The following is a 26,884-nucleotide window of genomic DNA, read 5'->3' as shown; positions in this document are numbered from 1 at the left end:
ACTTCCCAGTAGAGTCTCTCGCAGAGGACTCTACGTCATTCGAAGGCAGAATCTCTCTACAGCACTCGGAGGGCAAGGATTTATTGGATTGAATTTCAGGTTGTGGGACAATAAAAAATCCCACATCTCACATTTCAAATCGCATTATTAAAAAATGGAATTACTAAAGATATATCAGGACCTCTCCAGGGGGAAACTTACACAGCAAGAGGCATTGGAGAAGATCAAGGCAATAAAACTGCGGGAGCAAAATGCCGGTGCGGGGAGGCTGTTGGCCACGCCGTCCTGGGAGCAGGCTTCGGCGAGCACACCTTCAGGGGCCGGGCCGGAGTATGCTGAGCATCATGTGGTTTTGTGTGAGATGCCTCACCTCAAAAGCAAGTCCCTGAGTACGAGACTTGCCAATAGCCACGTATTGCAGTTGTCTGCTGATAGCCAAAAAAACATTGCCGGGCGATATAGTCACTACGCCCTGACATGCTTTGAACTGGTCCGTAAAATACTGAGCAGCAAGCCGGAGGGAAAAGTGCTCGTGCAATTGGTAATAGCCAACCACGAAGAGCAGACCATCTTTGCAGGGCTTTCAGGTTTACTGAAAACCGCCGGTTTGGAAAACCCGCAACTGGTTCATCAGGTCATGATCACTGACCCCAAAATCAGTGAAGATGAACTGGTGACTCAACTGAAAGCTAACCAGGCCGAACAGCAAAATACATTAATAAAATATGAGCATGGCACACGGTATGTCATGCAACTGAAAGAGATAAATGCAAACCAGAAGCAACCAAAAATTGCTTTCAAAGATCAGGGAGTTTACCTCATTACAGGTGGCCTTGGAGGCTTGGGTACAGTATTTACCAAAGAGATACTCAAACAAACGTCCAGGGCCAGGATTATCCTGACAGGCCGTTCTGAGCTGACCGCAGAAAAGCAAGCCATTTTGGAGGCATTGCCGGTCGGGAAACATACCATTGAGTATCAGCAAATGGATATGAATGATGCTGCACAGGTTAAAAAGGCCATAGCATCTATCATCAAATCACATCAGCAGCTCAACGGGATCATTCATAGTGCAGGCGTGGCCTTTGATAATTTTATCCTCAAAAAATCAAACGAAGAGTTTGAGAAAGTACTGGCACCTAAAGTATCCGGTACATTGAACCTGGACGAAGCTACCAAAGATATTGACCTCGATTTTCTGGTACTATTTTCATCCATTACCGCTATGATGGGCAATGTAGGGCAGTCAGACTATGCCGTAGCCAATGGATTTATGGACCACTTTGCCACCTATCGCAACCAGCTCGTGGAGGCAGGTCAGCGAAATGGACAGACCCTGTCTATCAACTGGCCACTCTGGCAAGAGGGCGGTATGCAGATGGCTGGTGAAACCCGGGAAGCACTGCGCAAGGCTTTTGGTATGTACCCCATGCCCACCAGCAGTGGCGTATTTACATTCCATTATGGTTTGGAATCAGGCTATAGCCAGACGATGGTGATGGAAGGTGATGTAGCCACGATGCGCAAAGCCCTTCTTGAAAATCAACAAACCAAAGAAAAGGCAGCTCCTGCATCATCACGTGTGGAGTGGAATATTGCAAAAGTAAACCCTGAAAACATCACAGAGCAAACACAGGAATATTTACGCAAACAGTTTGCCGTGGTGCTGGGGCTTTCGGCTGACAAAATTGATCCACAGGCGGCTCTGGAGAAATATGGTATTGACTCTATTCTGGCCATGAGCCTGACTGCACAACTGGAAAAGACCTTTGACGCTTTGCCTAAAACCCTCTTTTTCGAGTATCAAACCATTCAGGAACTTACTGAGTACTTTATCAAGTATCACAGCGATAAGTTATCCGGCCTCTTTGCCACAGGTAAAAAAGTTCAGGAAGCCCCTGTGAAGATACAGCAGGAGCCAATAGTCAGAAACATTAGCAAAAGAAGATTAAGCCGCAGACGACATACTGCTGCTTCAAAACATACCAGCAGAAAGACCCATGACGATGATCCGATCGTGATCGTCGGTCTGAGTGGTCGCTATCCCGAAGCTGCCAATATTGAAGCCTACTGGCGCAACCTTCGGGACGGGAAAGACTGTATCACTGAAGTGCCTAAAGACCGTTGGGACTGGGAGGAATACTACAGTGAAGACCGCACCAAAACAGGGCAGCACTTCAGCAAATGGGGAGGTTTTATTGAAGGTGTAGACGAGTTTGATCCCCGCTTTTTCAATATTTCACCCAGAGAGGCAGCCTCCATCGATCCGCAAGAGCGCCTGTTTTTACAGCACGCCTGGATGGCCGTAGAGGATGCAGGATACACCAGAGCCAGTCTGCAGATCGCTCATGAGGATGACATGGCCGGTCAGGTAGGTGTTTATGTAGGGGTGATGTACAGCGAGTATCAGCTATTTGGTGCTGAAGAAAGCATGCGAGGCAATCGCATGGGGATTTCCGGCAGTTACGCCAGCGTGGCCAACAGGGTATCCTATTTTCTGAACCTCCATGGACCAAGCATGACCATTGACACCATGTGTTCCTCATCACTGACAGCGATTCACATTGCCTGCCAGGACTTGAAAGAAGGACGCACCAACCTGGCCATAGCCGGAGGGGTCAATGTAAGCATTCATCCTAATAAGTACCTGATGCTCAGTGCCGGGCAGTTCATTTCTAACGATGGACACTGCCAAAGCTTTGGCGAAGGGGGCGACGGATATATCCCTGGAGAAGGGGTAGGAGCCGTAGTGCTGAAACGCCTGTCAGAAGCTAAAAGAGATGGAAACCACATCTATGGAATTATCAAAGGCAGTTCACTGAACCACGGAGGCAAAACCAATGGTTATAGCGTGCCTAACCCTAAGGCGCAGGCAAGCGCGATTACAAGAGCTTTAAAGGAAGCCGGTACCGACCCGCGCCATATCAGCTACATAGAAGCCCACGGCACAGGTACCAAACTCGGAGACCCGATCGAGATAGCCGCACTAACCAGGGCCTTTCATCAAAACAATGAAGATACAGGCTACTGCCTCATAGGCTCAGCCAAGTCCAACATAGGCCACTGCGAATCAGCAGCCGGTATTGCCGGACTTACCAAAATATTACTACAGATGCAGCACAGGAAGATCGTACCTTCGCTGCATTCCAAACGGTTGAATCCGCATATTGATTTTGAAAAAACGCCATTCACCGTTAACCAGACCTTAACAGACTGGGAGCAACCTCAAATCAACGGTGAGGTATTGCCCCGGATAGCAGGTATATCTTCTTTCGGTGCAGGAGGCTCAAATGCCCACATCATTATAGAAGAGTACCCCGTGGCGGAAAAAGCAAGTACGCTGAACAGTACCCAAGTAATCATTCCGCTATCTGCAAGAACAGCAGACCAGTTGAAGCAGAAGGCCCATGACCTGCTCGAGTTCATCCATTTATCAGAGCAGGAAGACAGGCCGGTAGACCTCGAGGCCATGGCATATACCTTACAGGTTGGTCGGGAAGCCATGGAAGAGCGTTTGGGCCTTGTGGTCAGCTCACCGGACCAACTGGCAGAGAAGCTACAGGCTTACCTCAGCGGTCGCGAAGGTATCGAAGACTTTTATCAGGGACGTGTAAAACGCAGTCAGGACTCCGTACAGATGTTCGCCACAGAGGCAGACCTGCAACAAACCGTAGCCAATTGGGTAGCCGATAAAAAGCTGGGCAAACTCCTCGATCTCTGGATCAAAGGCGTGGAACTGGATTGGCAAAAGCTTTATGGGGCATCCCGTCCTGAAATCATCAGTCTGCCGGCTTATCCTTTTGCCAGAGAGCGTTACTGGGTTGATATCTCAGAAACACCGCTGGTATCAGAAGCTACATCTGCGGCGGTTTTGCACCCATTGGTACACACCAATTCATCCGACTTCACCCAGCAAAGCTACAGCTCTGTTTTCAGGGGAGATGAATTCTTTGTGTCTGATTATCAATTGAATATCGGTGGCCTGCAAAAAGCATTTCCGGCAGCGGCAACCCTTGAAATGGCGCGGGCAGCTATTGAAAGGTCGTTGCCAGCGCAAGAAGAGCCATATGTCCTTGAACTGCGCAACATCGTTTGGGCTGACCCTGCCGTAGTCAGCGACAACTGGAAGCTCAACATTGCTTTGTTTGCCCAGACATCAGACACCGTTGATTTTGAAATTTACAGCATTGAGCAGAGCGGAGAGGTTGTACATTGTCAGGCTCAGACATTGGTTACCCGTCAACCTTCTCCGGCTGCTCTTAATCTCGCACAGCTCAGAAGCCAGATGAACAGCGCTCAGGTGACTGCATCAAGCCTTTACACGGCCTTTAATAGCATGGGGCTGGCTTATGGAGCATCTTATCAGGCTATCAACACCATCTATAAAGGCAGCGGACAACTGCTGGTACACCTCAACCTGCCTGAAGCCGTAGAGCAAAACAGAGAACAATATATCCTGCATCCGTCTATGGCCGAGGGAGCCTTACAGGCGGGTATAGCTTTGCTGGCAGACATTCAACAGCCTTTGGCGCGGCCGCTGCTGCCGGACAGCATGGATTCCATAAGCTTGCTCAGTAGCTGCACCGAAGAAATGTATGCCTGGGCACGCCACTCAAATGACAGTCAAAACAAGGTCGATATTGACCTGTGCGATGCACAGGGCAAGGTGTGTGTGCAAATGCGCGGAGTAAGCTACTATCAGGAGGCGGTAAGTGAGGCAGAGCAGCCATTGCAGCAACAAGCCGCACCGGTTCAGCAACCTGTATCAGCGCATCAGCCTGCGCCAAAGCCGGTAAAATCAGAACCCAGGCAAATACACATAACACCCCCGGCAGGGAAGACTTCTGCTTCAAAGGGTTTTCCCATAGCTCAAAAATTTGAGAAAGTATCCCTGAAAAAACCATCCAATGTATCATTGGTGACCCCGGAGGCCCTGAAATTAGACCGGGTATCCACACCAAAGGCAGTGATCAGCCTGTCCAGCACTTCGACAGGGATGACCAAGGCAACACCATCCACCAACGGAGCTTCTTATGTAAGCCTGTTTGATAATGGTAATGGCATCTACGAGTTGAAAATAAATGCCAAAGACAATACCCTTTCCCGGGAAGTAGCAGCACAATTGGTGCATGCCCTCGGCTACGTCAGGCAACTGGAAACAGTAAAAGTACTGATGCTAAGCGGAACCGGTTCTGTGTTCCTGCAAGGAGGCAGAGAAGAATTTAACGTCGCCATAGAAGAAAACCTGTACCAAACCCTGGCATCCTTTCCTTGTCCATTGGTAGCGGTCATGCAGGGAGATGCCACGGGGGCAGGTTTTATGGTGGCTGCATTGAGCGACTTTATGGTCGGTAGCGAAGAGCGCAACTACACTTACAAAGTGAAAGGTTTGCTGCCCACAATAAACGAAGAAAATGTACTGACAGAGCGCTTTGGACAAGCTTTAGCAAAGGACATGCTGTACCAGTTCACGGCAAAAACTGGTAGGGAGCTGAAGGCCAATGGCTGGAGTTTCCCTATTGTACCATCAGCAGAAGTGGAGGCTTATGCTGAAAAATTAGCAGAAGACCTGGCCGGCAAATCAGCCACCTCCCTGAGCCTGCTTAAGCAGCACTTAGGCCGGCATATACTGGCAGAAGCTGAAAAGCTCAAGGCAGTAGCAAATTTAAAAGCCGAAAAGAAAGCCGCAGCACGTCATCAAATCACCAGCAAAACCAAACTACTTAAAGTAGAAGCAGGAGAGCAGGTGCTGACTCTGATTATTGCGAAAAGCAAGAAGAAAGATAAGTTAAAAGATATAGCATCAGGCCTGTCCGGTATCTTCAGTGAGATTGAGAAAGGCAAATACTACAAAGCCGTTATACTGACCAGCGATGATGCCGGATATATTTCCGGAGGTAATTCAGACCAGGTTATTGAAATTCTGAACATCCTGAATGCATCGCCCGTACCGGTAATCGCCGCTACAGCAGGCGCAACCGATGCGGGTTGGCTGATCAGCCAGTCATGCGATACCTGTATCTATCAGGAAGAAGGCACCTATTCGGCAACCGGCCTTTTGCAAGACACTAAGCTGGCAGGCATCGCTACCATGATATTCAGCGACAGACTGAATCACTATATTGGCAAGGAGATATTGCTTACGGGCAAATCATTTACCGGTGCAGCGCTACAGCAGACAGGAGGCACAGTGGTCTCGAAAGATGTACAGTCGGAGGCTCAGCAACTGGCTCAGCAGTGGACCCAACTACCGTGGGAAGCCGTAAACTCCTGGAAGAAGGAGAGAGCAGCAGCCATAACCACAGCGCAAAAGCAATTACCAGAGTGGGTGGAGGTAGAAGAGAAAACCTCAGACACCTTACCTGAATCAGCAACGGCCATCAAGCTCAGGTCATCCGTGATCAAAGCCACGGTTCATCCTGAAGGTATTGTAGAAGTAAGGATGGAAGACCGGGAGGCGAAGAACATGTTCTCTCCGGCATTCATCGAAGGCATGGTAGAGGTTTTCGAACATATCGATAAGACCTCTGGGTATAAAGTGGTAGTACTCTCCGGGTACGACAGTTACTTTGCATCAGGCGGTACCAAAGAAAGCTTACTCGCTATTCAGGAAGGCAAGGCCAAATTCACCGATACCAAGATCTTCCAGTTGGCACTGAACTGTAAGCTTCCGGTCATTGCGGCCATGCAGGGCCACGGCATCGGGGCAGGATGGTCTATGGGTATGTTTGCAGACTTTACCCTGTTCAGTGAAGAGAGCCACTATGTAAGCCCATACATGAACTACGGCTTCACTCCCGGAGCAGGGGCCACCATGATATTCCCTGATAGAACAGGGTATGACCTGGCCCGCGAGACCTTAATGACAGCCGTTGAGTACTCAGGCAGTGAGCTAAAAGAGAAAGGCTTATCGTTACCGGTTCTGCCCAGAAAACAAATGCTCTCCGCTGCCTTTGAGCTGGCAAAAGAGATTGCAAAACACTCCCGCAGCAGCCTGATAGCCTTCAAGCATCAGGTGACCAGACATCTATACGATCTGCTCGATGAAACACTGAGCAGTGAACTGGACATGCACGAGAAGACCTTTGTAGGCAAGACGGATACATTAAACCAGATAGAAAGCAACTTTTATAGTGCTTCCGGTGAGGTGCAACCGCAGGCATTGCCGGTAGAGCAGGCACCTGTTCAAGTCCCGCAAAGTACTGCTTACAGCACTGATGCCTTACCTGAAATCATTAACAGTCTCAAAAAGCTGCTGGCTAAAGAACTGCACATGCAGGTGGATGAGATCGATGAAGACAGTCAGTTTGTAGACCTCGGGCTGGACTCTATTATCGGCGTAACGTTCATCCGTAAGATCAGCGATAAATATAATATTCCATTACAGGCCACAATCGTATATAGCTATTCTACAATAGCCAAACTGGCAGGTCATGTGAAGGAAGAAGCTGAAAAACTGGGTACACTGGTCAGCGAGCCTGTTGCTCCGGCGGTGGTTGAAACGCCTGTCGGAACACCACAGGAAAACACCGGTACTACATCTGATGGCGATGTGCTTCCCGAAATCATTAACAGTCTCAAAAAGCTGCTGGCTAAAGAGCTGCACATGCAGGTGGATGAGATTGATGAAGACAGCCAGTTTGTAGACCTGGGACTGGACTCCATCATCGGGGTAACGTTCATCCGTAAGATCAGTGATAAGTACAATATTCCGTTACAGGCTACTATTGTTTACAGCTACTCCACCATCGCGAAGCTTAGCCGGCATGTGAAAGAGGAAGGAGAACGACTGGGCACGATAGTCAGTAAGCCGGCGACACCTGTGCCGGCCCCGGTAGAAACTCCTGCCGCACAGGCTGCCAGAAAAGTGATCACCAACCTGGCCGGAAAGAAACTGGAGTCATGGCGCAATAGCGCAACATTAAGAACGACCTCAACAGCCAAAAGGGCTAACCAGTCTCAGACCATCGCAGTGGTGGGAATGGCCGGTCAGTTCCCTGAAGCTAAAAATGTAGAAGAGTTCTGGCAAAATATTGCTCAAGGCAAAAACTGTATCAGCGAGATCCCTCAGGAGCGTTGGGATATCCATAAATACTACCAGCAAGGAGACCCCGTACCCGGTAAAACAACCAGCAAATGGATGGGACAATTGGAGGAATATGATCTTTTCGATCCGCTTTTCTTCACCATTTCGCCTATTGAAGCAGAAAGCATGGACCCGCAGCAACGGTTGTTTTTACAGAGCTGCTGGCACGCGATAGAAAATGCAGGCTACAATCCGCATGCACTCTCCGGCAGCAAATGCGGAGTCTATGTAGGATGTGCCTATGGCGACTATCAGAACTTATCCCGGGAGCAACAGCTAAGTGCACAAGGCTTTACCGGAGGTTCTACTTCCATACTGGCAGCGCGTGTATCTTACTTCCTGAACCTGCAAGGGCCCTGTATATCCATGGATACCGCATGTTCATCCTCACTGGTGGCTATAGCCAATGCCTGTGACAGTCTCGTAGCGGGTAGCATTGACTCCGCCCTGGCAGGTGGCGTTTATGTGATGGGTGGTCCCGATATGCACATCAAAACATCCCAGTCAGGCATGCTGTCACCGGACGGTAAATGCTATACCTTCGATCAGCGCGCTAATGGCTTTGTGCCGGGTGAAGGCGTAGGGGTAGTCATGCTCAAAAGGCTTGAAGATGCTGAAAGAGATAATGACAATATCCTGGGCACGATCCGGGGATGGGGTGTAAATCAGGATGGTAAAACCAACGGAATTACGGCTCCGAATACCGAATCACAGATCTTTTTGGAGCAGCAGGTCTATGACCAGTTCAAGATCGACCCGAATGACATTCAACTTGTTGAGGCGCACGGTACCGGCACCAAGCTGGGAGATCCGATTGAGGTAGACGGATTGAAGAGGTCGTTTAAAAAATATACTCAGGAAAAGGAATACTGCGCATTAGGTTCTGTAAAGAGCAACATAGGCCACTGCCTGACCGCAGCAGGCGTAGCAGGCTTCATCAAAGTGCTGCAAGCCATGAAGCACCAACAGTTGCCACCAACGATAAACTTTGAACAATTAAACGAACACATCAGTCTTGACGGCAGCCCGTTCTTCGTGAACACTGAGCTGAGAGACTGGAAAGTGAAAGAGACCAAACAACGGCTGGCAGCTATCAGCTCATTTGGTTTTAGTGGTACCAATGCCCATTTGGTTTTGGGAGAATATGTTCCTCAGCCCGTAACCATGAAAAAGCCGGTTCAGGTCATCACCCAGAATGATGAGCACATGATCCCGCTTTCGGCCAGGTCTGAAAAGCAACTGAAGCAAAAAGCTTATGACCTGCTGAAATACATTGAAAAAGAGCGTGAATCTATCGACCTGGTAGAAATGGCCTACACCCTGCAAGTGGGCAGGGAAGCTATGGAAGAACGGCTAGGCTTCATGGCAGGCAGCGTAGACCAGTTGGCCCAAAAGCTTAGAGCCTATATGGAAGGAGAAGAGGACATAACCGGCATGTACCAGGGAGAGGTGAAGAAAAATAAAGAAGGCCTGCGCATTATCAGCAATGATGAAGACATGCGCGAAGCCATCATCAAAAACTGGATCGCTCAAAAGAAACTGTCGAAACTTCTGGATTTATGGGTTAAAGGACTCAACCTCGATTGGAGCAAGCTTTATGGTGAGAATAAACCTAAACGTATGAGCCTGCCGGTATATCCGTTTGCCAAAGAGCGGTACTGGATTGAATTGAGTGATGAAGCCCACATGATTGCCAACGGTAAGACAACCGCAGTACTGCATCCATTACTCCATACCAACACCTCTGACTTTAGCAGGCAGTGCTACAGCACTACTTTTAACGGCGAAGAGTTCTTCTTAAGAGACCATCAGGTATTCAAACAGAAAGTACTTCCCGGAGTGGCATATTTAGAGATGATCCGGGAAGCGATCCGGCGTTCGATGCCTGAGTCAACCGCGTCATCTGTTTTGGAATTGCACAATATTGGCTGGATTCAACCTTTCAGTGTGAACGACAGAAAGCAAATCAATGCAGCCCTGTATCTGGATGATTCCGGCCTGGTGGAGGGCGACCTGATATACTATGAAATATTCAGTGATCAGGAAGGCGAAGAAACCACCCATTTTCAGGGACAGGCCATATTCAGCGATAGGGCGAAGGCCGAAAAACTGGATATAGCGCAACTCAGAGCGCAGATGAAAGCGGGAAAACTGGAGCGCAGCAATATTTACGCAGCGTTTACCCAAATGGAGCTATACTATGGCCCGGCACACCAGGGAATAGAGGCTATCTACAAAGGAGAAGGACAGGTAATGGCAGATCTTACGCTTCCGGCAGCAGTTGAAAATGAACAGGAAGACTACATACTGCACCCGAGCCTGATGGACAGTGCTTTGCAAGCGTCTATTGGTCTGTTCCAGGGATTGGATCAGGTGCCATCGCAGCCTATGCTGCCTTTTGCACTGGAGTCATTGAGCATTATCTCAGCCTGCACCAAAAAGATGGTTGCCTGGGTGAGGTACTCGCCCGACAGCGATCCGGATGGCAGAGTGACCAAACTGGACATCGACCTTTGTGATGAAGAAGGCAACGTATGTGTGCAGATCAAGGGGTTTGCCTTCCGGGTAATGGAGAACAATAATAAACCGATACATACTACCAATGGCTCAACAAGCCAAAAAAATGACAGTACAGCACAGTTTGATGATGCGTACTATCAGAAACTTATTCAAAGTGTACTGAATAAGGAGCTTTCAGATGAAGAAGCCATCGAGCTGGTTTAGCTCATGGCCTCTTTGTCTCAGGTTTAAACAACATAGCAATTAACAGAAGTATCCCGTAGGGATAAAACATAGGTAGCCCGGGGTGAAGCCCCGGGATAAAGTTTAAAATATACATTGCGCCGCATTCAAGCCATGAAAAAGGAGAAGGCTGTCTTGGCGCACCCGTTTGTCACTGACATCTCTTGGCACTCAATACATGCATGTGTGTCAAAGAGGCAAAAACATAAAACTTTCTTCTGATGAAGAAGCAACAGAATCGGTTTAAAAACCGATTCCCGGGAAAAATTTAAAGGAAAAGATGAAAGAAAACCTAAAAAAGATATTTCAGGATATTTCGAGGGGAAAGCTTACGCAAACAGAAGCATTAGAGCAGATCAAAGCGATTAAGCTACAGGAGCAGGGCAAAGCTACGGGTACAAAGCTTTCCAGCCCCATATGGAAAGCCGGCATGCCATCGCCTGCTGATCAGGTCGAATATGCCCAAAGACATATAATCCTTTGCGAATTGCCCGAAGTTAGTGGTAAAGAACTGGAGACTGCACTTCCCGGTAGTCAGGTTTTGACTTTACAGGCTACATCGCAAACCAACATCGCAGCTAAATATGAAAGCCATGCACTGGCCTGCTTTGAGCATATCAAACAAGTGCTTTCCGGCAAACCTCAGGGAAAAATACTGATCCAGCTAGCTATTGGCAGTGAAGCAGAGCATACCCTTTTTGCCGGCCTTTCCGCGTTGTTGAAAACAGCAGGCCTTGAAAATCCTAAAGTAACCGGACAGGTGGTCATCACCCAATCCAGGGTGAAGGCGGAACAACTGGCTGCACAATTGAAAGAAAACCAGTCCACCCCTCACGATCAGATCATAAAATATGAGCAGAGCACCCGCCATATTCTGAAAAGCGAAGAAGTGGAGGCCGGTGAGATCAGCCCTAAAGTTGTTTTCAAAGACCAGGGAGTATACCTGATCACCGGAGGTATGGGAGGTTTGGGAATCTTATTTGCTAAAGAGATCCTGAAGCAAACAACCCGTTCCAGGATCATCCTCACTGGGCGTAACCCCCTGACTGCGGAAAGGAAGAAAGTACTGGAAGCATTGCCGGCTCTAAAGAATAAAGTGGAATACCACCAGCTCGACCTCAACAACGCCGATCAGGTCAATAAGCTTATAGCCAAAATTAATGGAGAAGGTAAACCTCTCAGCGGAATCATCCACTGTGCAGGCATGACTGCTGATAACTTTATCATTAAAAAATCCGGCGAAGAATTCAGCAAAGTGCTTGCCCCTAAAGTAGCCGGAACCTTCAATCTCGATGAAGCCAGCAAAGACCTTGATCTTGATTTTATGGTACTGTTCTCTTCCGTTGCCTCATTGCTGGGCAATGTAGGGCAGGCCGACTACGCTGCGGCCAATGGCTTTATGGACCAGTTTGCCGTATATCGTAACCAACTGGTAAATGCCGGACAGCGACAAGGGCACACCCTCTCTATCAACTGGCCGCTTTGGCAGGAGGGAGGCATGCAGATCGATAAGGCCAACCAGGAAATACTGAAAGAAACTATGGATGTACAGCCCCTGGAGACCAGCGCCGGCATGCATGCATTTTATTGCAGCCTTGAGTTAGGTCAGGATCAGGTGTTGGTTGCCAGAGGCAGGATGCCACAACAACTCAATGGAGATAAAGAAGCCAGTTCGAACGTGGTAAAGCACTCGGCAACAACTCAGTTGACAACAAATACAGGCGATCTTTTTGAACAGACCGAACAATATCTGTGTCAGGAATTCTCTTCATTGCTCAAGCTGGCATCCCATAAAATTGACCCTCAGGCACCGCTTGAGAATTACGGTATTGATTCCATACTGGCCATGAAATTTACCGGCCAGTTGGAGAAGACCTTTGGCTCACTGTCCAAAACATTATTCTTTGAATATCAAACTATCAGAGAGCTTACAGCGTATTTTGTGAAATCTCATGCGGCGCAGTTGGCAGCCATATTCAATACGGCTACGGATAACGCAGAAAAACCGGTTGAAGCCAGGTCGCAGCCCGAAAAGCAGATGCCTCAAAAGCTGACATCAGGAAAGCGTTTCACCCGTCCACGTCCATTTGCAGATCAGGCAAAGTCCGTGCGCCCTGTTAATGACGACCCTATTGCTATCGTGGGGCTGAGCGGTCGCTATCCGGAAGCAGCCAACATCGAGGCCTTCTGGGACAACCTGCGCGATGGCAAAGATTGTATCATAGAAGTGCCCAAAGAGCGCTGGGACTGGCGCAAATACTATAGCGAAGACCGCACAAAAAGCGGACACCACTACAGCAAATGGGGAGGCTTCATTGAAGGGGTAGACGAATTTGATCCCCGGTTTTTCAACATTGCACCCCGGGAAGCCGCAGCCATAGACCCTCAGGAGCGCCTGTTTTTACAGCACGCCTATATGGCTGTTGAAGATGCCGGATATACCCGTTCCAGCTTGCAAATCCCTCACAACAAAGGACTGGCAGGTCAGGTGGGTGTTTATGCAGGGGTGATGTACGGAGAATATAACCTGTCAGGCAGTCTGGCCAGTATTGCTAACCGTGTATCCTATGTATTGAACCTTCACGGGCCGAGCATCACCCTGGATACCATGTGTTCGTCCTCATTAACTGCCATCCACCTTGCCTGCCAGGACCTGAAAGCAGGCCTGACCGATCTGGCCATTGCCGGAGGGGTTAACGTGAGCGTACACCCCAGCAAGTACCTGATGCTCAGTACAGGGCAGTTTATTTCCAGCGATGGTCACTGCCAGAGCTTTGGCGAAGGAGGCGACGGCTACATACCCGGCGAAGGTGTGGGAGCAGTAGTATTGAAAAGATTGTCGGAAGCCAAAAAGGACGGCAACCACATTTACGCGATCATCAGAGGAAGCTCACTAAACCATGGTGGAAAGACCAACGGATACAGTGTGCCCAACCCTAAAGCCCAGGCCGATGTGATCAGCCATGCCCTGGCAGAAGCAGGCGTTAATCCACGCCACATCAGCTATATAGAAGCACACGGCACAGGCACAAAACTGGGAGACCCGATTGAAATATCAGCGCTGACCAAAGCCTTTCATCAGGAGAACGAGGACACCGCCTATTGTCAGCTAGGCTCTGCCAAGTCCAACATAGGCCACTGCGAATCCGCAGCAGGTATAGCAGGACTTACCAAGATATTATTGCAGATGAAGCACCGTAAAATCGTGCCTTCACTGCATTCAACCCGTTTGAACCCGCACATTGACTTTGATAAAACGCCATTCATTGTCAACCAAACCTTGAAAGACTGGGAGCAGCCTGTAGTTGATGGCAAAGCGTTACCGCGTATCGCAGGCATTTCATCTTTTGGAGCAGGCGGGGCAAATGCCCATATCATCATTCAGGAATACACCGAAGCTGAAAGACCTGTATCCCTGAATGGAGCGACCAAAGACATCATCATTCCGGTGTCGGCCAGAACGGCCGGACAATTGAAACAAAAGGCACAGGACCTGCTGAAGTTCATTCGTACCTCAGCACCGCAAAACCTGCCTTCAATAGCCTACACCCTCCAGACAGGCAGAGAAGCCATGGACCAACGTCTGGCGTTCGTAGTGACTTCGATCAGTCAGCTCGAAGAGAAGCTACAGGCTTACGTCGATGATAAGTCCGTGGATGGCCTGTACAAGGGACAGGTGAAACGAGATGCTGCCTATGATGCCGGCATGCAACAAAAGGTTGATGAGTGGATTGCAGGCAAACAATGGCCTCAACTCATGGAAGCCTGGGTTAAAGGCACTGAGGTAGACTGGAACATGCTTTACAGCAATGCAAAACCTAAACTGGTCAGTCTGCCGGTCTATCCGTTTGCCAGAGAGCGTTATTGGAAAGACATCAACGCCACAGTTCAGGCGCCCAACCGGTTGGCTGCTGTAGCACTGCACCCATTATTGCATAGAAATATTTCTAACCTGAACGAGCAGGCCTATAGCTCAACATTCACTGGTGATGAGTTTTTTATAACCGGTCAGCAGGTACTTCCGGAAGCAGCCTATCTCGAAATGGCGAGAGTAGCCATTAGTCAGGCCATGCCGGACCAAGAGGAACTGCACATCCTGGAGCTGCACAATACCGTATGGGCAGGCGCTGCCGGTGTTGAAGAAGGTAAACCTTTGAACATTGCGTTACTGGCTCAAGGTCAGGAGACCGTAAACTTTGAAATATACAGCCCCGAAGCCAAAGAAGACATCGTTTATTGTCAGGGACAGGCCGTTATCAGCAGGGAAGCTGCACCTTCGAAGCTGGATATCACCCAACTCAGAAGACAACTCAATGGCGCACAGCGGGCATCAGCCGATGTTTATGCAGCATTTGGCAGCATGGGACTGGCCTATTCTCCCACATATCAGAGCATAGCCGTTATTGAGCAGGGCAATGGACAACTACTGGCAAGCCTCAGCCTGCCCGATGACCTTGAAGAAACTCAAAAGGATTTTCAGCTTCACCCGGCATTCGTAGAGGGTGCATTACAAGCCGGTATGGCTTTAATGACAGATTTTAATAAGCCATCATCCGGTGCCTTACTGCCAGGCAGTATAGATACATTGCGGGTTATTGGCCATTGTACCGGAGAGATGTTTGCCTGGGTTCGCTATGCAGAGGATAGCGCAAAGGCCGATATTGACCTTTGCGATGCACAGGGAAATATCTGCGTACAAATGCTTGGAGTCCGTTATCAGGAGGAGGTTGTAACACCGGTTAGCGTCGAACAGCAGCAACCTGTTGAAAAACAAATGGTTGCAAAAGCTTCAACATCTGCACCAGAGCCGGTACAAACTGCACCGAAGCAGATCCAAATCACTCCACTGGCGGGCAAAGCTTCATCCGGTGAGCCGGTATTTCAAAAGTTTGCACAGGTGGTATTGGAGAAACCAACCAATGTTTCCCTGGTAAAGCCTCAGGCAATCAGCGCAAAAGATATCAACCAACCTGTACCGGGCAAAGGGTCAGTGACCCTGGCAGCTACCACATCAGCCTCCCGGCAGCAACAAAATGGTAAGGCCACCACAGCTAATTTTGTGAAGCTGTTTGATCATGGCAATGGCCTGTATTCCATTGACATAGATGCGCTCACAAATTACAATACCCTCTCTCACGATCTCGTAGAGCAAGTTTTGAAAGCCGTCGATTTCGTGAAAAAGATTTCATCAGCCAAAGTGTTGATGTTGAGAGGTACCAGCGCCGTTTTCCTGCATGGAGGGAGGGAAGAATACAATGATGCCATCAGCCAAAAACTATATCAGGCCATAGCCTCATTCCCTTACCCCGTAATTGCGGTTATGCAGGGAGGCGCTACCGGCGCAGGCTTCCTGGTAGGAGCTTTGTGCGATTTCATGGTGTGCAGTCAGGAGAGCAAATACTCTTACACCGACCATGAAGAAGGCCTGTTCCCGACAGCACATGAAGAGATTTTATTCAAAGAAAGATTTGGAGAAGCCCTTGCCAGCGACTTCCTGTATCAATCCACCGTTTCGACCGGAAAGGAACTGAAAGCCAAAGGATGGAGCTGCCCGGTATTGCCTACCGATCAGGTGGAGGCATATGCTATGGAACTGGCCTCAGGCCTTATTGCCAAATCACAAACCGCCCTGAGCCTGCTCAAGCAGCACCTGGGACGTCACATACAGGCTCTGGTGGAACAACTGACCACAGTGGAGACTGTTGGAGGAGAAGGAAAGATTACCAAAAAGCATAAGCTTACTTCTACATCTAAATTATTGAAGCTGGTAGACAGTGCGGAGCATGTGCTGACCATCCGCATAAAGAAAAGCAGGAAAAAAGATAAACTGAAAGACATCGCATCAGGCCTGGAAGAAATCTTCACCCAGGTCAAAAAAGGTGCATACTACAAGGCCATACTACTTGCCAGTGAAGATCCCGGATACCTCACAGCATCAGGTAAAACAAATGTGGCAGAAGATGTATTGGCTATTCAAAAGCTGTTGATAGAAGCCCCTGTGCCGGTAATTGCAGCCGTGGGATCCGAAGCAAAAGGCCTGGCCTGGCTGATCGCTCAGTCTTGCGATGCCTGTGTTTACAGCGAAGAAGGAGCTTATTCACTGGAAAATATTTTACAAATACCCAAGTTGGCTAAGCAGGCTGCATTGATTTTTGCAAACCGTTTAGGAAACTATGCCTGCAAGGAGTTATTATTTGCTGGCAAGACCTATTCAGGAGCAGAGTTAATGCAGCTATCCGGCGCCGTGGCCATATCCAAAACAGAAGAAGTACTGACCAGAGCCTCAGCCCTGGCCGGAACATGGGCCAGACTTTCATGGGCATCGGTAACCACCTGGAAAAAGGAGAGAGCCGCTGCACTGGCTAAAGAGATCAGCCAGCTCCCCGAGTGGCCTGATGTCGAAGAGAAAACCTCAAAAGCATTGCCTGAGTCGCCTTTCGCCCTTGATCTCAAATCGGAGGTGATCAAAGCTACCGTTCACCCGGAAGGTGTTGTAGAGGTGAAAATGGAAGACAGAGAAGCCAAAAACATGTTCTCCGAAGCATTTATTGAAGGCATGAAGGAGGTCTTTGCTCATATTGATCAGTCGGAGGACTACAAAGCTGTTGTATTCACCGGGTATGATAGCTATTTTGCTTCCGGAGGTACCAAGGAAAGCCTGCTTGCCATTCAGGAAGGCAAAGCCAAATTTACTGATACCACCATATTCCAGTTGGCTATGGCATGTAGAGTTCCCGTAATTGCAGCCATGCAGGGTCATGCCATTGGTGCAGGGTGGTCCATGGGAATGTTTGCAGATTTCATGTTATTGAGCGAAGAGAGCCACTACGTAAGCCCTTACATGAACTACGGGTTCACGCCCGGAGCAGCGGCTACACTGATCTTTCCGGATAAAACAGGGTATGATCTCTCCAGAGACACTTTGCTCACGGCCAATGAATATTCAGGACACGATCTAAAGCGTAAAGGACTGACCCTGCCCGTGCTATCGAGAAAAGATATCCATGAAGCGGCATTGACACTGGCTAAACAAATAGCACAAAACCCGAGAAGTGGTTTGGTCGCTGTAAAACTTCAACTCACCAGGCATCTTAAGGCCCTGCTGGAAGAAACCTACAGCCGTGAGCTGGCTATGCATGAAAAAACATTTGTTGGTCAGGAAGATACCCTGAAACAAATAGAAAGCAACTTCTATAGTGCAGAAAGAACAGCGCCCGTGCAGGCCGTGCCCGCTAAGGAAAATGCTGTGATCCCTGAGCCGCAGACTACATCACACAATCAGGATGCGCTGCCGGGGATCATATCCAGCCTTAAAAAGCTGCTGGCCAAAGAACTGCATCTGGAAGTTGATGAAATAGATGAAAACAGCCAGTTCGTCGATCTCGGATTAGACTCTATTGTAGGGGTTACGTTCATTCGTAAGATCAACGACAAGTATGGCACCTCACTCCAGGCAACTGTGGTTTACAGCTACTCCACACTGGCAAAACTTGCCGGACATGTAAAAGAGGAAGCAGAAAAGCTGGGGGCCATTCTGAGCCCGCCGGTTGCTCAGGAGGCTCAGGAGACGGCTCCGGTACAAGCTCCGCAGGATATTCAACCGGTTACCAACACGCCTTCCGTTTCAGATGTGCTGCCGGGAATTATATCGACACTTAAAAAGCTGTTGGCGAAGGAGCTTCATCTGGAAGTTGATGAAATAGATGAAAACAGCCAGTTCGTCGATCTCGGATTAGACTCTATTGTAGGGGTTACGTTCATTCGTAAGATCAACGACAAGTATGGCACTTCGCTTCAAGCTACCATTGTTTACAGCCATTCCACGATTGCCAAACTCAGTGAGCACGTTAAAGAAGAGGCAGAAAAGCAAGGTACGCTTGTTGCTACACCTGTTGCTCCTACAGCAACTGCTGTTCCGGTCAACACCCCGGCAGAGGCTCCAAAGCAAGTGCCTTCAATGCCTGTGATAAGGAAGAAACTCACTTCATGGCGCAACAAATCGGCATTGAGAACAAGCCAGACTACCAAGTCTGCTTACCAGTCGCAGCCTATTGCGGTTATTGGTATGGCCGGTCAGTTCCCTGAAGCCAAAAATATAGAAACCTTCTGGCAGAATATTGCTGAAGGCAAGAACTGTATCAGCGAGATTTCACCGAAGCGCTGGAGTATGGAAGGCTTCTTCCAGGAAGGAGAAGCGGTTCCCGGGAAATCTTACAGCAAGTGGATGGGAGCGCTGGAAGAGTTTGATCTCTTTGATCCGCTCTTTTTCAACATCTCACCGTCCGAAGCAGAAAGTATGGACCCACAGCAGAGACTGTTCTTACAGGCCTGCTGGCATACTATAGAAAACGCCGGGTATGATCCGCAGGCGTTGTCCGGCAGCAAGTGCGGCGTATTTGTGGGCTGTGCGGCAGGAGATTACCTGCAACAGTCTAAACAGCATCAGCTAAGCGCTCAGGGTTTCACAGGTGCAGCCAGCTCTATTTTGGCGGCACGCATTTCATACTTCCTGAACCTTCAGGGGCCTTGTATCTCTATTGATACAGCATGCTCTTCATCCCTGGTGGCCATAGCCAATGCCTGCGACAGCCTGATCTCAGGCAGCAGCAATGTAGCACTGGCCGGTGGCGTTTACGTGATGGCTACCCCGTCCATGCACATCATGAGTTCTCAGTCAGGCATGCTCTCACCTGATGGCAGGTGCTATACCTTCGATCAGCGGGCCAATGGCTTTGTGCCGGGCGAAGGCGTGGGCGCTGTAATGCTGAAGCGGCTTGAAGATGCTGAAAGGGATGATGATAATATTCTCGGCGTGATCCACGGATGGGGCGTGAACCAGGATGGTAAAACCAATGGTATCACAGCACCCAATACGGAGTCACAAACGTTACTGGAGCAGCAGGTTTATGACCAGTTCAACATCGACCCGACCAGTATTCAACTGATCGAGGCCCACGGTACAGGTACCAAGCTGGGAGACCCGATAGAAGTGGAAGGACTGAGAAGGTCATTCAAAAAATATACGCAGGAACAGGAATACTGCGCCCTGGGCTCAGTGAAAAGCAACATAGGCCACTGCCTGACCGCGGCCGGTGTAGCCGGTACCATCAAGGTTTTGATGGCGATGAAGCACAGGCAATTGCCACCAACCATCAACTACACTCAACTGAATGAACATATCAGCCTGAAAGACAGTCCTTTCTATGTTAATACGCAATTGAAAGACTGGAGTGTTAAAAGTACCGAACGCCGTCAGGCTGCCATCAGTGCCTTTGGCTTTAGCGGTACCAATGCTCACATCGTGATGGGTGAGTACATTCCTCAAACTACAACGACAAGGCCCGTACAGGTGGTCACGCAAAACTCGGAATTGATGATCCCGCTGTCAGCAAAATCGGAAGAGCAACTCAGGCAGAAAGCCATTGACCTGCTTGAATATATAGGCAAAGCACCTGAAACCGTTGATATGACAGCCTTGGCATATACCCTGCAAGTGGGTAGAGAAGCCATGGATCATCGTTTAGGGCTGATGGCCGCTAATGCCGGTCAGTTGGCTGAGAGACTACAGGCATGGCTAGACAACGAAGATGACCTTGAAGGCACCGGTCAGGGACATGTGAAAAGAAGCAAAGAAGGGATCAGCATCATCAGCAACGATGCTGATATGAAAGAGACCATCATAGGAAGATATATCGGGCAAAAGAAATTGTCCAAACTCATGGAGCTATGGGTAAAAGGACTGGACCTGGATTGGCACAAGTTATATGGCGAGGTAAAGCCTAAACGCATAAGCCTGCCGCTATATCCATTTGCCAAAGAGCGTTACTGGATTGAAGAGACTGATGAAAAGCAAATCAGCGCCACAGGTAAGGTTGCCGGGATGCTCCATCCTTTATTGCATAGAAATACCTCAGACCTGCACCAGCAAAGTTATAGCACTACATTCACCCGTGAGGAAACTTTGGTCAGTGAAAATCAGGTAAGCGGCCATAAGGTCGTCCCGGCTATGGCTTATCTGGAAATGGCCCGTGCCGCAGTATTGCTGGCCGATTCCCCTGCGGACCAATCAGCAGTTACTGAACTGAACAATATTTCATGGAACCGGCCCATTGTGGTTGCTGACAGCAAGGAAGTTGGCGTAGCCCTGTTTGCTACTGACATGAAAGGCAGCAGGGAAGAGCTGATAGATATTGAGCTGTACAGTGAGGAGAACGGAGAGGAAATAACATACTTTCAGGCTCAGGCGAGATACAGCTATCAAGCTGAAAACGCAAGGCTGGATCTGGCAAACCTGAAAGGACAAATGAGTCAGGCTGCAGCTAGTCCTAAAGACATCTATACAGGACTGTTTGACATGGGCTTTGCCTATGGCCGGGGCTATCAGGCCATCACCGCCATCTATCCGGGCGAAGACCAGTTATTGGCAGAGCTAAGCTTACCACCCTCCGGTGAAAACAATCAGGATAAGTTTATGCTTCACCCGGCAATCATAGAGGGTGTTTTACAGGCGTGTATCAGCCTGGTAGCCGATAAAGGAGGGGTAGAGCAACCCCTGTTCCCGGCCACGCTGGATACCTTACGCATGGTATCGACCTGCACCGGTGAAATGACCGTTTGGGTGCGTACTCAGGGGCATGGATCTGCCGCTAAGCTTGATATAGACCTGATGGATCAGGAAGGGAATGTTTGTGCTGAATTGAGAGGGCTTACATTACAGGATTTTGCAGCAGATGTAGCTCAGGTAAAGATAGCAGAGACCGGCAAGGCCATCCAAAGCCAGACGGAGGAAGCCTCGCAGCCATTGTTTTTTACAGAGCATTGGGAAGATAAGCCGTTGGTATCCAATGGAGTGCAACCTGAAAACAGGCAGGTAATCATTTTTGCGGACGAAGTACTCCAAAAGCAATTGACCACTGGCGATGATGCAGTCCTATGGGCAAGCGCTGTTTTCGTCCGGCAGGGTAAGAAGTTTGGCCAGGTAGGCGGCAATACTTACGAATGTCGGTTCAATCATACCAGCGACATTCAGAAAGTGTTAAATGAAGTAAATGATAAATCCAACACACCAATCTCATTGGTTTATACCTGGGCTAAGGGCCAAAAAGAAGCTGGCATACACGCGTTGTTCAGCCTTTTCAAAGCCATTAAAATATTTAACCAGCCCGTTAAAGTTATTTTAACAGGTCATTATGACCCTTCGATTGCCGATAGCTGTTGGGATTACTCCTGGATCGGTTTTGAGCGGTCGTTAAAGCTCATACTTCCTCATGTGAAAGTATCCTTGCTTTACACTGATTCACTGACATTTACGGCACAACAGCTAATAGACGCTATACACCATCCGGGCATTACCTGGTATAAAGGCCAAAGCAGACTGGCATTATCAATAAAACCAACGCAGCGCACGATTAAAGATCAACAGCCGGTATTGAAAAAGCATGGTGGTTATCTCATCACCGGTGGCAGCGGCAAACTTGGTTATAGCTTTGCACAATACCTGGCCAAAGAATACCAGGCAAAACTTATATTGATGGGCAGAAGCCCGCTTACTTCCGGCATAGAAGAGCAAATAGAAGAACTTAAAAAGGCAGGAGCCAAAGAAGTACACTACAATGCCGTAGATATCAGTGATGAAAAAGCACTGGCGGCCTGGGAAAAAAACCTTCCTTTTGACCTGTCCGGGGTTATCCATGCGGCAGGCGTGGAAGGCACGCAGATGTTCCATGAAAAAACGACAAAAAGCATCAACGAGGTGCTGCAACCTAAATCCACAGGCACCATTTTAATCGATGGTGCACTTCGACAGCACCCGTTGAGCTTTGTCTGCTATTTTTCATCATCGGCAGCTTTACTGGGTGATTTTGGCTCATGTGATTATGCGATCGCGAACCGGTTCCAGATGGCGTATGCACAACACCGCCAGCAAAACGAACAGGCTAAAGGTAAAACCGTTGTGATCAACTGGCCATTCTGGAAAGATGGAGGTATGGGCAAAGGCGATGCCGAACAGGCAGCCTTCTACTTGAAAAGCAGCGGGCAGGATGTACTGGAAACGGCTGAAGGCCTTGAGATATGGCATGACATCATCAGGGCAGGAGAGACACAGACACTGGTATTGAAAGGTAAACCAAGCCGTCTGGAGCAATTCCTGCACCGCATATATGAAGCTGATCCGCAAAAATCATCGGCTACAACTACTGCAAAAGCAGAAAATCTGCCTTCACACATGGGTAAGGGCTGGAAAGTTCAATACCAGGACTTGTCTATAAAGGAATGTATTTATGCGGACCTGACCAGACTCGTCTCTGCAAGCCTGAAAATACCTGCGGCCAAACTGGATGGAGTCACCAACCTGGCAGACTATGGTTTTGACTCTATCAGCTTAACCACATTTGCAAAGCAGTTAAAGGAGCATTTTTCACTTGAAATAACTCCCGCCCTGTTTTACAACTATGCGACCATAGAAAAACTAAGCAGTTATTTTGTGGACGAACATCAGATACACATGCAGGAGTTCTATCGCAAACCTCAAAGTGAAGTCAGCGATTCCCAAAAACAAGCACCGTTGAGCCGCCCGGTATTGAACAGGACCTCACAGAGGAAGCGCTTCCTGCAACCTTCGGCCAACGGGCGTTCATACGCTGCCAGATTGGAGCAGGAGCCAATCGCAATTGTCGGTATGTCCGGTCGCTTCCCTAAAGCAGATACGGTAGACCAGTTGTGGTCATTGCTGGAAAAAGGGGAGAGTGGGATCAGTGAAATCCCCTTGTCGCGATGGGACTGGCGCGATTACTTCACCGCTCCGGGCCATTCCGGTAATAAGATTAGCACCAATAAAGGTGGCTTCATCAATAACATTGACGAGTTCGATCCGCTGTTTTTTGAGATTACACCAAGGGAAGCAGAAGCAACGGACCCCGGCCAAAGAATGCTTTTAATGGAAGCTTACAAGGCTATAGAAGATGCACAAATAAACCCATCATCACTACGGGGAACCCCGGTTGGAGTATTCGTGGGTATGGAGGAAAGCCAGTACGATGCACTCATTGCCGATGAGCAGGGCGTAGGCAACAGTGGCAATGCCATGATATCGTCCAGGTTATCATACTTCCTGGATTTGCACGGCCCTACTATTGCCACCAACACGGCATGTTCGTCCGGGTTGGTCGCCCTGCATCAGGCGGTGACCAGCCTGCGCAACGGGGAATGCGAGTCTGCTCTGGTAGCAGGTATTTCATCCCTGATCCTGTCGCCGAAATTCTACGAAAAGATGAGCCAGGCAGGCATGCTCTCGCAAGACGGACAATGCTTTAGCTTTGCTAAAAAGGCCAATGGAATAGGAGCCAGCGAGGCCGTGGTGGTGCTGATGCTTAAACCTTTATCAGCAGCTATTGAGGATGGAAACCCCATTTATGGCACTATCAAAGCCAGTGGTATCAATTTCGACGGTAAGACCAATGGTGTAACCGCTCCAAACGGGAAGAGTCAGGAAGAACTGATCAAACGCGTTTACACCAATCACAACATCAACCCGCAGGATATCTCCCATATAGTAGCCCACGGTACAGGCACAAAACTGGGAGACCCTATTGAGATCAATGCCCTGAATGATGCCTTCAAAAAGCTCAGCAACGGGCAGGCGCGGCCAGGGAAATGTGCCATAACCAGTTGCAAAAGCAATCTTGGACATACCATGGCCGCTTCCGGCCTGGTGAGTGTAGTGAGCATGCTTAAAGGTTTGCAGCATAATAAAATACCTGCCACTATCAACTGCGAAGATGAGAACGACTATATCTCCTGGAAAGACAGCCCGTTCTATATCAACAAGACCACAAAAAAATGGGACAGAGCAGATGACAGGCCACGTATGGGAGGAATAAGCTCCTTTGGCCGTAGTGGTACCAATGCCCATGTGGTAGTAGAGGAATATGTGCCGCAACAACCTGTTCAACCTGTTGTGGCTACCCATCCCGGAGATGGTAGTCAGGTCATCATAACTCTGTCGGCCAAGTCTGATGAACAACTGCACCAAAAAGCAGGCGACCTGCTGGATTTCATCAGTACCAAAAAGCAGGACATTGACCTTCTGGCACTGGCCTATTCGTTACAGGTTACCCGCGAAGCTATGGAAGTGCGTTTAGGACTGATCGTGGGTTCTGTTGAAGAACTGAAAGACAAACTACAGGCTTATCGCAAAGCGGAAAAAGGGATCGAAGGTATCTATCAGGGAGAGGTAAAACATAATGATACATCCGTCTCCATATTCAATGTGGATGCTGACCTGCAAGAGACCATTGAAAAGTGGATAACCCATAAAAAGCTCTCCAAACTGCTGGAGCTATGGGTGAAAGGCCTGGAGCTGGACTGGAACAAACTCTATGGTGAGGAGAAACCTCAGCGCATCAGCCTTCCCAAATATCCGTTTGCCAAAGAGCGGTATTGGGTCAAGAAGACAACTTCAAGGCAGATCGTTGAAAGCAAGCCAGCTTCCGGAAGTGATAATTTCGAGGTCATAGAAGACCTCATCAACCAGATCGAAAGTGAGTCCATTGAAACCGACGAGGCTGTCAGTTTATTAAAAAACATAGCATACACTAAATAAAATACCTTAAGATAAACCAACTATGCAAAGTAATAGCGAAACCATCATACCCTTGCTGGATGAAGAATCATCCATGTTCATTAAAGGCGAAAACGGAATAACCACTATAACATTTTACAAAGGAGACAAAGGCAAGGCAACAGATACCATCCGTGCCCGGCTGAAGGAAATCGTAAAGGTTAATCCCTGGTTGGCTGGAAGGTTGATCAAGAACAAAAAACATAAAAATGTACAGCTTGCCTATCCGTCAGGCACGTTATCAGACGAGCATATCCATCAGATCCTTCACCCACACCCTGCGACCATTAAGATTGGTTCGGAAATGGGTTATGAAGAATTGTTCAAACAGGCCAAATCTGCCATCATTGAAAAAGGCGGTCAGCTTATCAATAAGCCCGGCGTCATCAGCCGCCTTACCATAGTGCCCGATATCCATACTGAAAATGGATTTGCACTTATTTTCTCTATTTCACACATGGTTTCCGACGGCTATACTTATTACAGGATCTTTAACCAGCTATTTACCAGCGAGCCTGTAGAGCAACTGGAAGTAAAACGTAAACAAGATGCCGCCAATAAAGTTACCGATGTGGTAGGGCAGAAGTCCTTTAAATTTTTCCATTCCGCACCCTTTGTGATGAACATGATAAAAGGTGCCCTCTTTGGAAAAAAGACAAAATGCTATGGTTTTTATGTAGAGCCTGACAGGATCACCTCTGCCAAAAACCAGGTGAACGGACATTCAGGAGTTGAGTACATCTCTACCAACGACATTATTAGCTCAAGCTTTGCCAAAGTGACCGACTCCCGCATTTGCATTATGGCTGTTAACCTGCGAAGCTGGGTAAAAGACATTAGTCGTAACGATGCCGGAAACTACGCCGGTGGCCTGCTGTTTGACAATGACACCAGCCACAACCCGGTAGGGATCAGAAAAGCTTTTCAGGCCGGATTGCCGGTACCAGCCGCGTCCAGGCCCCTTCCCAAATTCGGGGAAGCCCTGCGCTGCAAAGTCAGCCTGATCAGTAGCTGGAGCGATTTCCAGGAAAGCCATGATCTGGAAGGTTGCGAGCAGGTACTACACCTGCCATTATACGACGCCAAACAAGCTTTCCCACTGGACTCCGCCGTAGTATTCCGGGCAAAGCCCGACAAACTGGCCGTCATGTATTTTGCCAAAACCGTAGAACGCGAAGACCTTCTATCCACCTGCGAAGTAGGCGAAACACTCTCTGAAAAGACTTTTATGTAAAGTGAATGAACTTTTAGGGAGATACCTTAGCCATAATCCCGACCCTGTAAGGGTCAAATCTAATAGCCCTGGGCACGCCAACGCTAAAGCTTCAGCGACAGCGTAGCAAAGCCCAGGGTACAAAAACGGCAAGAAAATGTGCCATAGGAAAGCCTAACCATAGAAAGCGATCCTTTTTGGCACACACAAGCAACCTCTGGCA

General features: G+C 48.7%; 3 protein-coding genes. All 3 read left to right on the top strand.

The window, feature by feature from the left end; genetic code table 11:
• Positions 1-154: 154 nt before the first annotated feature.
• The 3 genes from E1163_RS29900 (at position 155) to E1163_RS29890 (ending at position 26,682) form a co-directional block, all read left to right on the top strand.
• Positions 155-10,810, top strand: a complete 10,656-nt coding sequence (locus E1163_RS29900) for an SDR family NAD(P)-dependent oxidoreductase (RefSeq protein WP_155177444.1) — start codon at positions 155-157, stop codon at positions 10,808-10,810.
• Between the two features lie 298 nt (positions 10,811-11,108).
• Positions 11,109-25,430 (top strand): SDR family NAD(P)-dependent oxidoreductase, encoded by a 14,322-nt coding sequence (locus E1163_RS29895; RefSeq protein ID WP_155177442.1) that lies wholly within the window; start codon positions 11,109-11,111, stop codon positions 25,428-25,430.
• 22 nt (positions 25,431-25,452) lie between these two features.
• Positions 25,453-26,682, top strand: coding sequence for a hypothetical protein (locus E1163_RS29890; protein ID WP_155177440.1), 1,230 nt, complete (start codon positions 25,453-25,455; stop codon positions 26,680-26,682).
• Positions 26,683-26,884: the final 202 nt, after the last annotated feature.

It is taken from the genome of Fulvivirga kasyanovii (genome assembly GCF_009711405.1).
GTDB classification, from domain to species: domain Bacteria; phylum Bacteroidota; class Bacteroidia; order Cytophagales; family Cyclobacteriaceae; genus Fulvivirga; species Fulvivirga kasyanovii.
Note: the sequence above shows the minus strand (reverse complement) of the source record. Positions and strands in the feature narration are given on the sequence as shown.

What these genes read in the sequence shown, in the direction of transcription:
- E1163_RS29890 (WP_155177440.1), top strand. Translation starts at nt 25,453, where the DNA reads ATGCAAAGTAATAGCGAAACCATCATACCCTTGCTGGATGAAGAATCA.
- E1163_RS29900 (WP_155177444.1), top strand. Translation starts at nt 155, where the DNA reads ATGGAATTACTAAAGATATATCAGGACCTCTCCAGGGGGAAACTTACA.
- E1163_RS29895 (WP_155177442.1), top strand. Translation starts at nt 11,109, where the DNA reads ATGAAAGAAAACCTAAAAAAGATATTTCAGGATATTTCGAGGGGAAAG.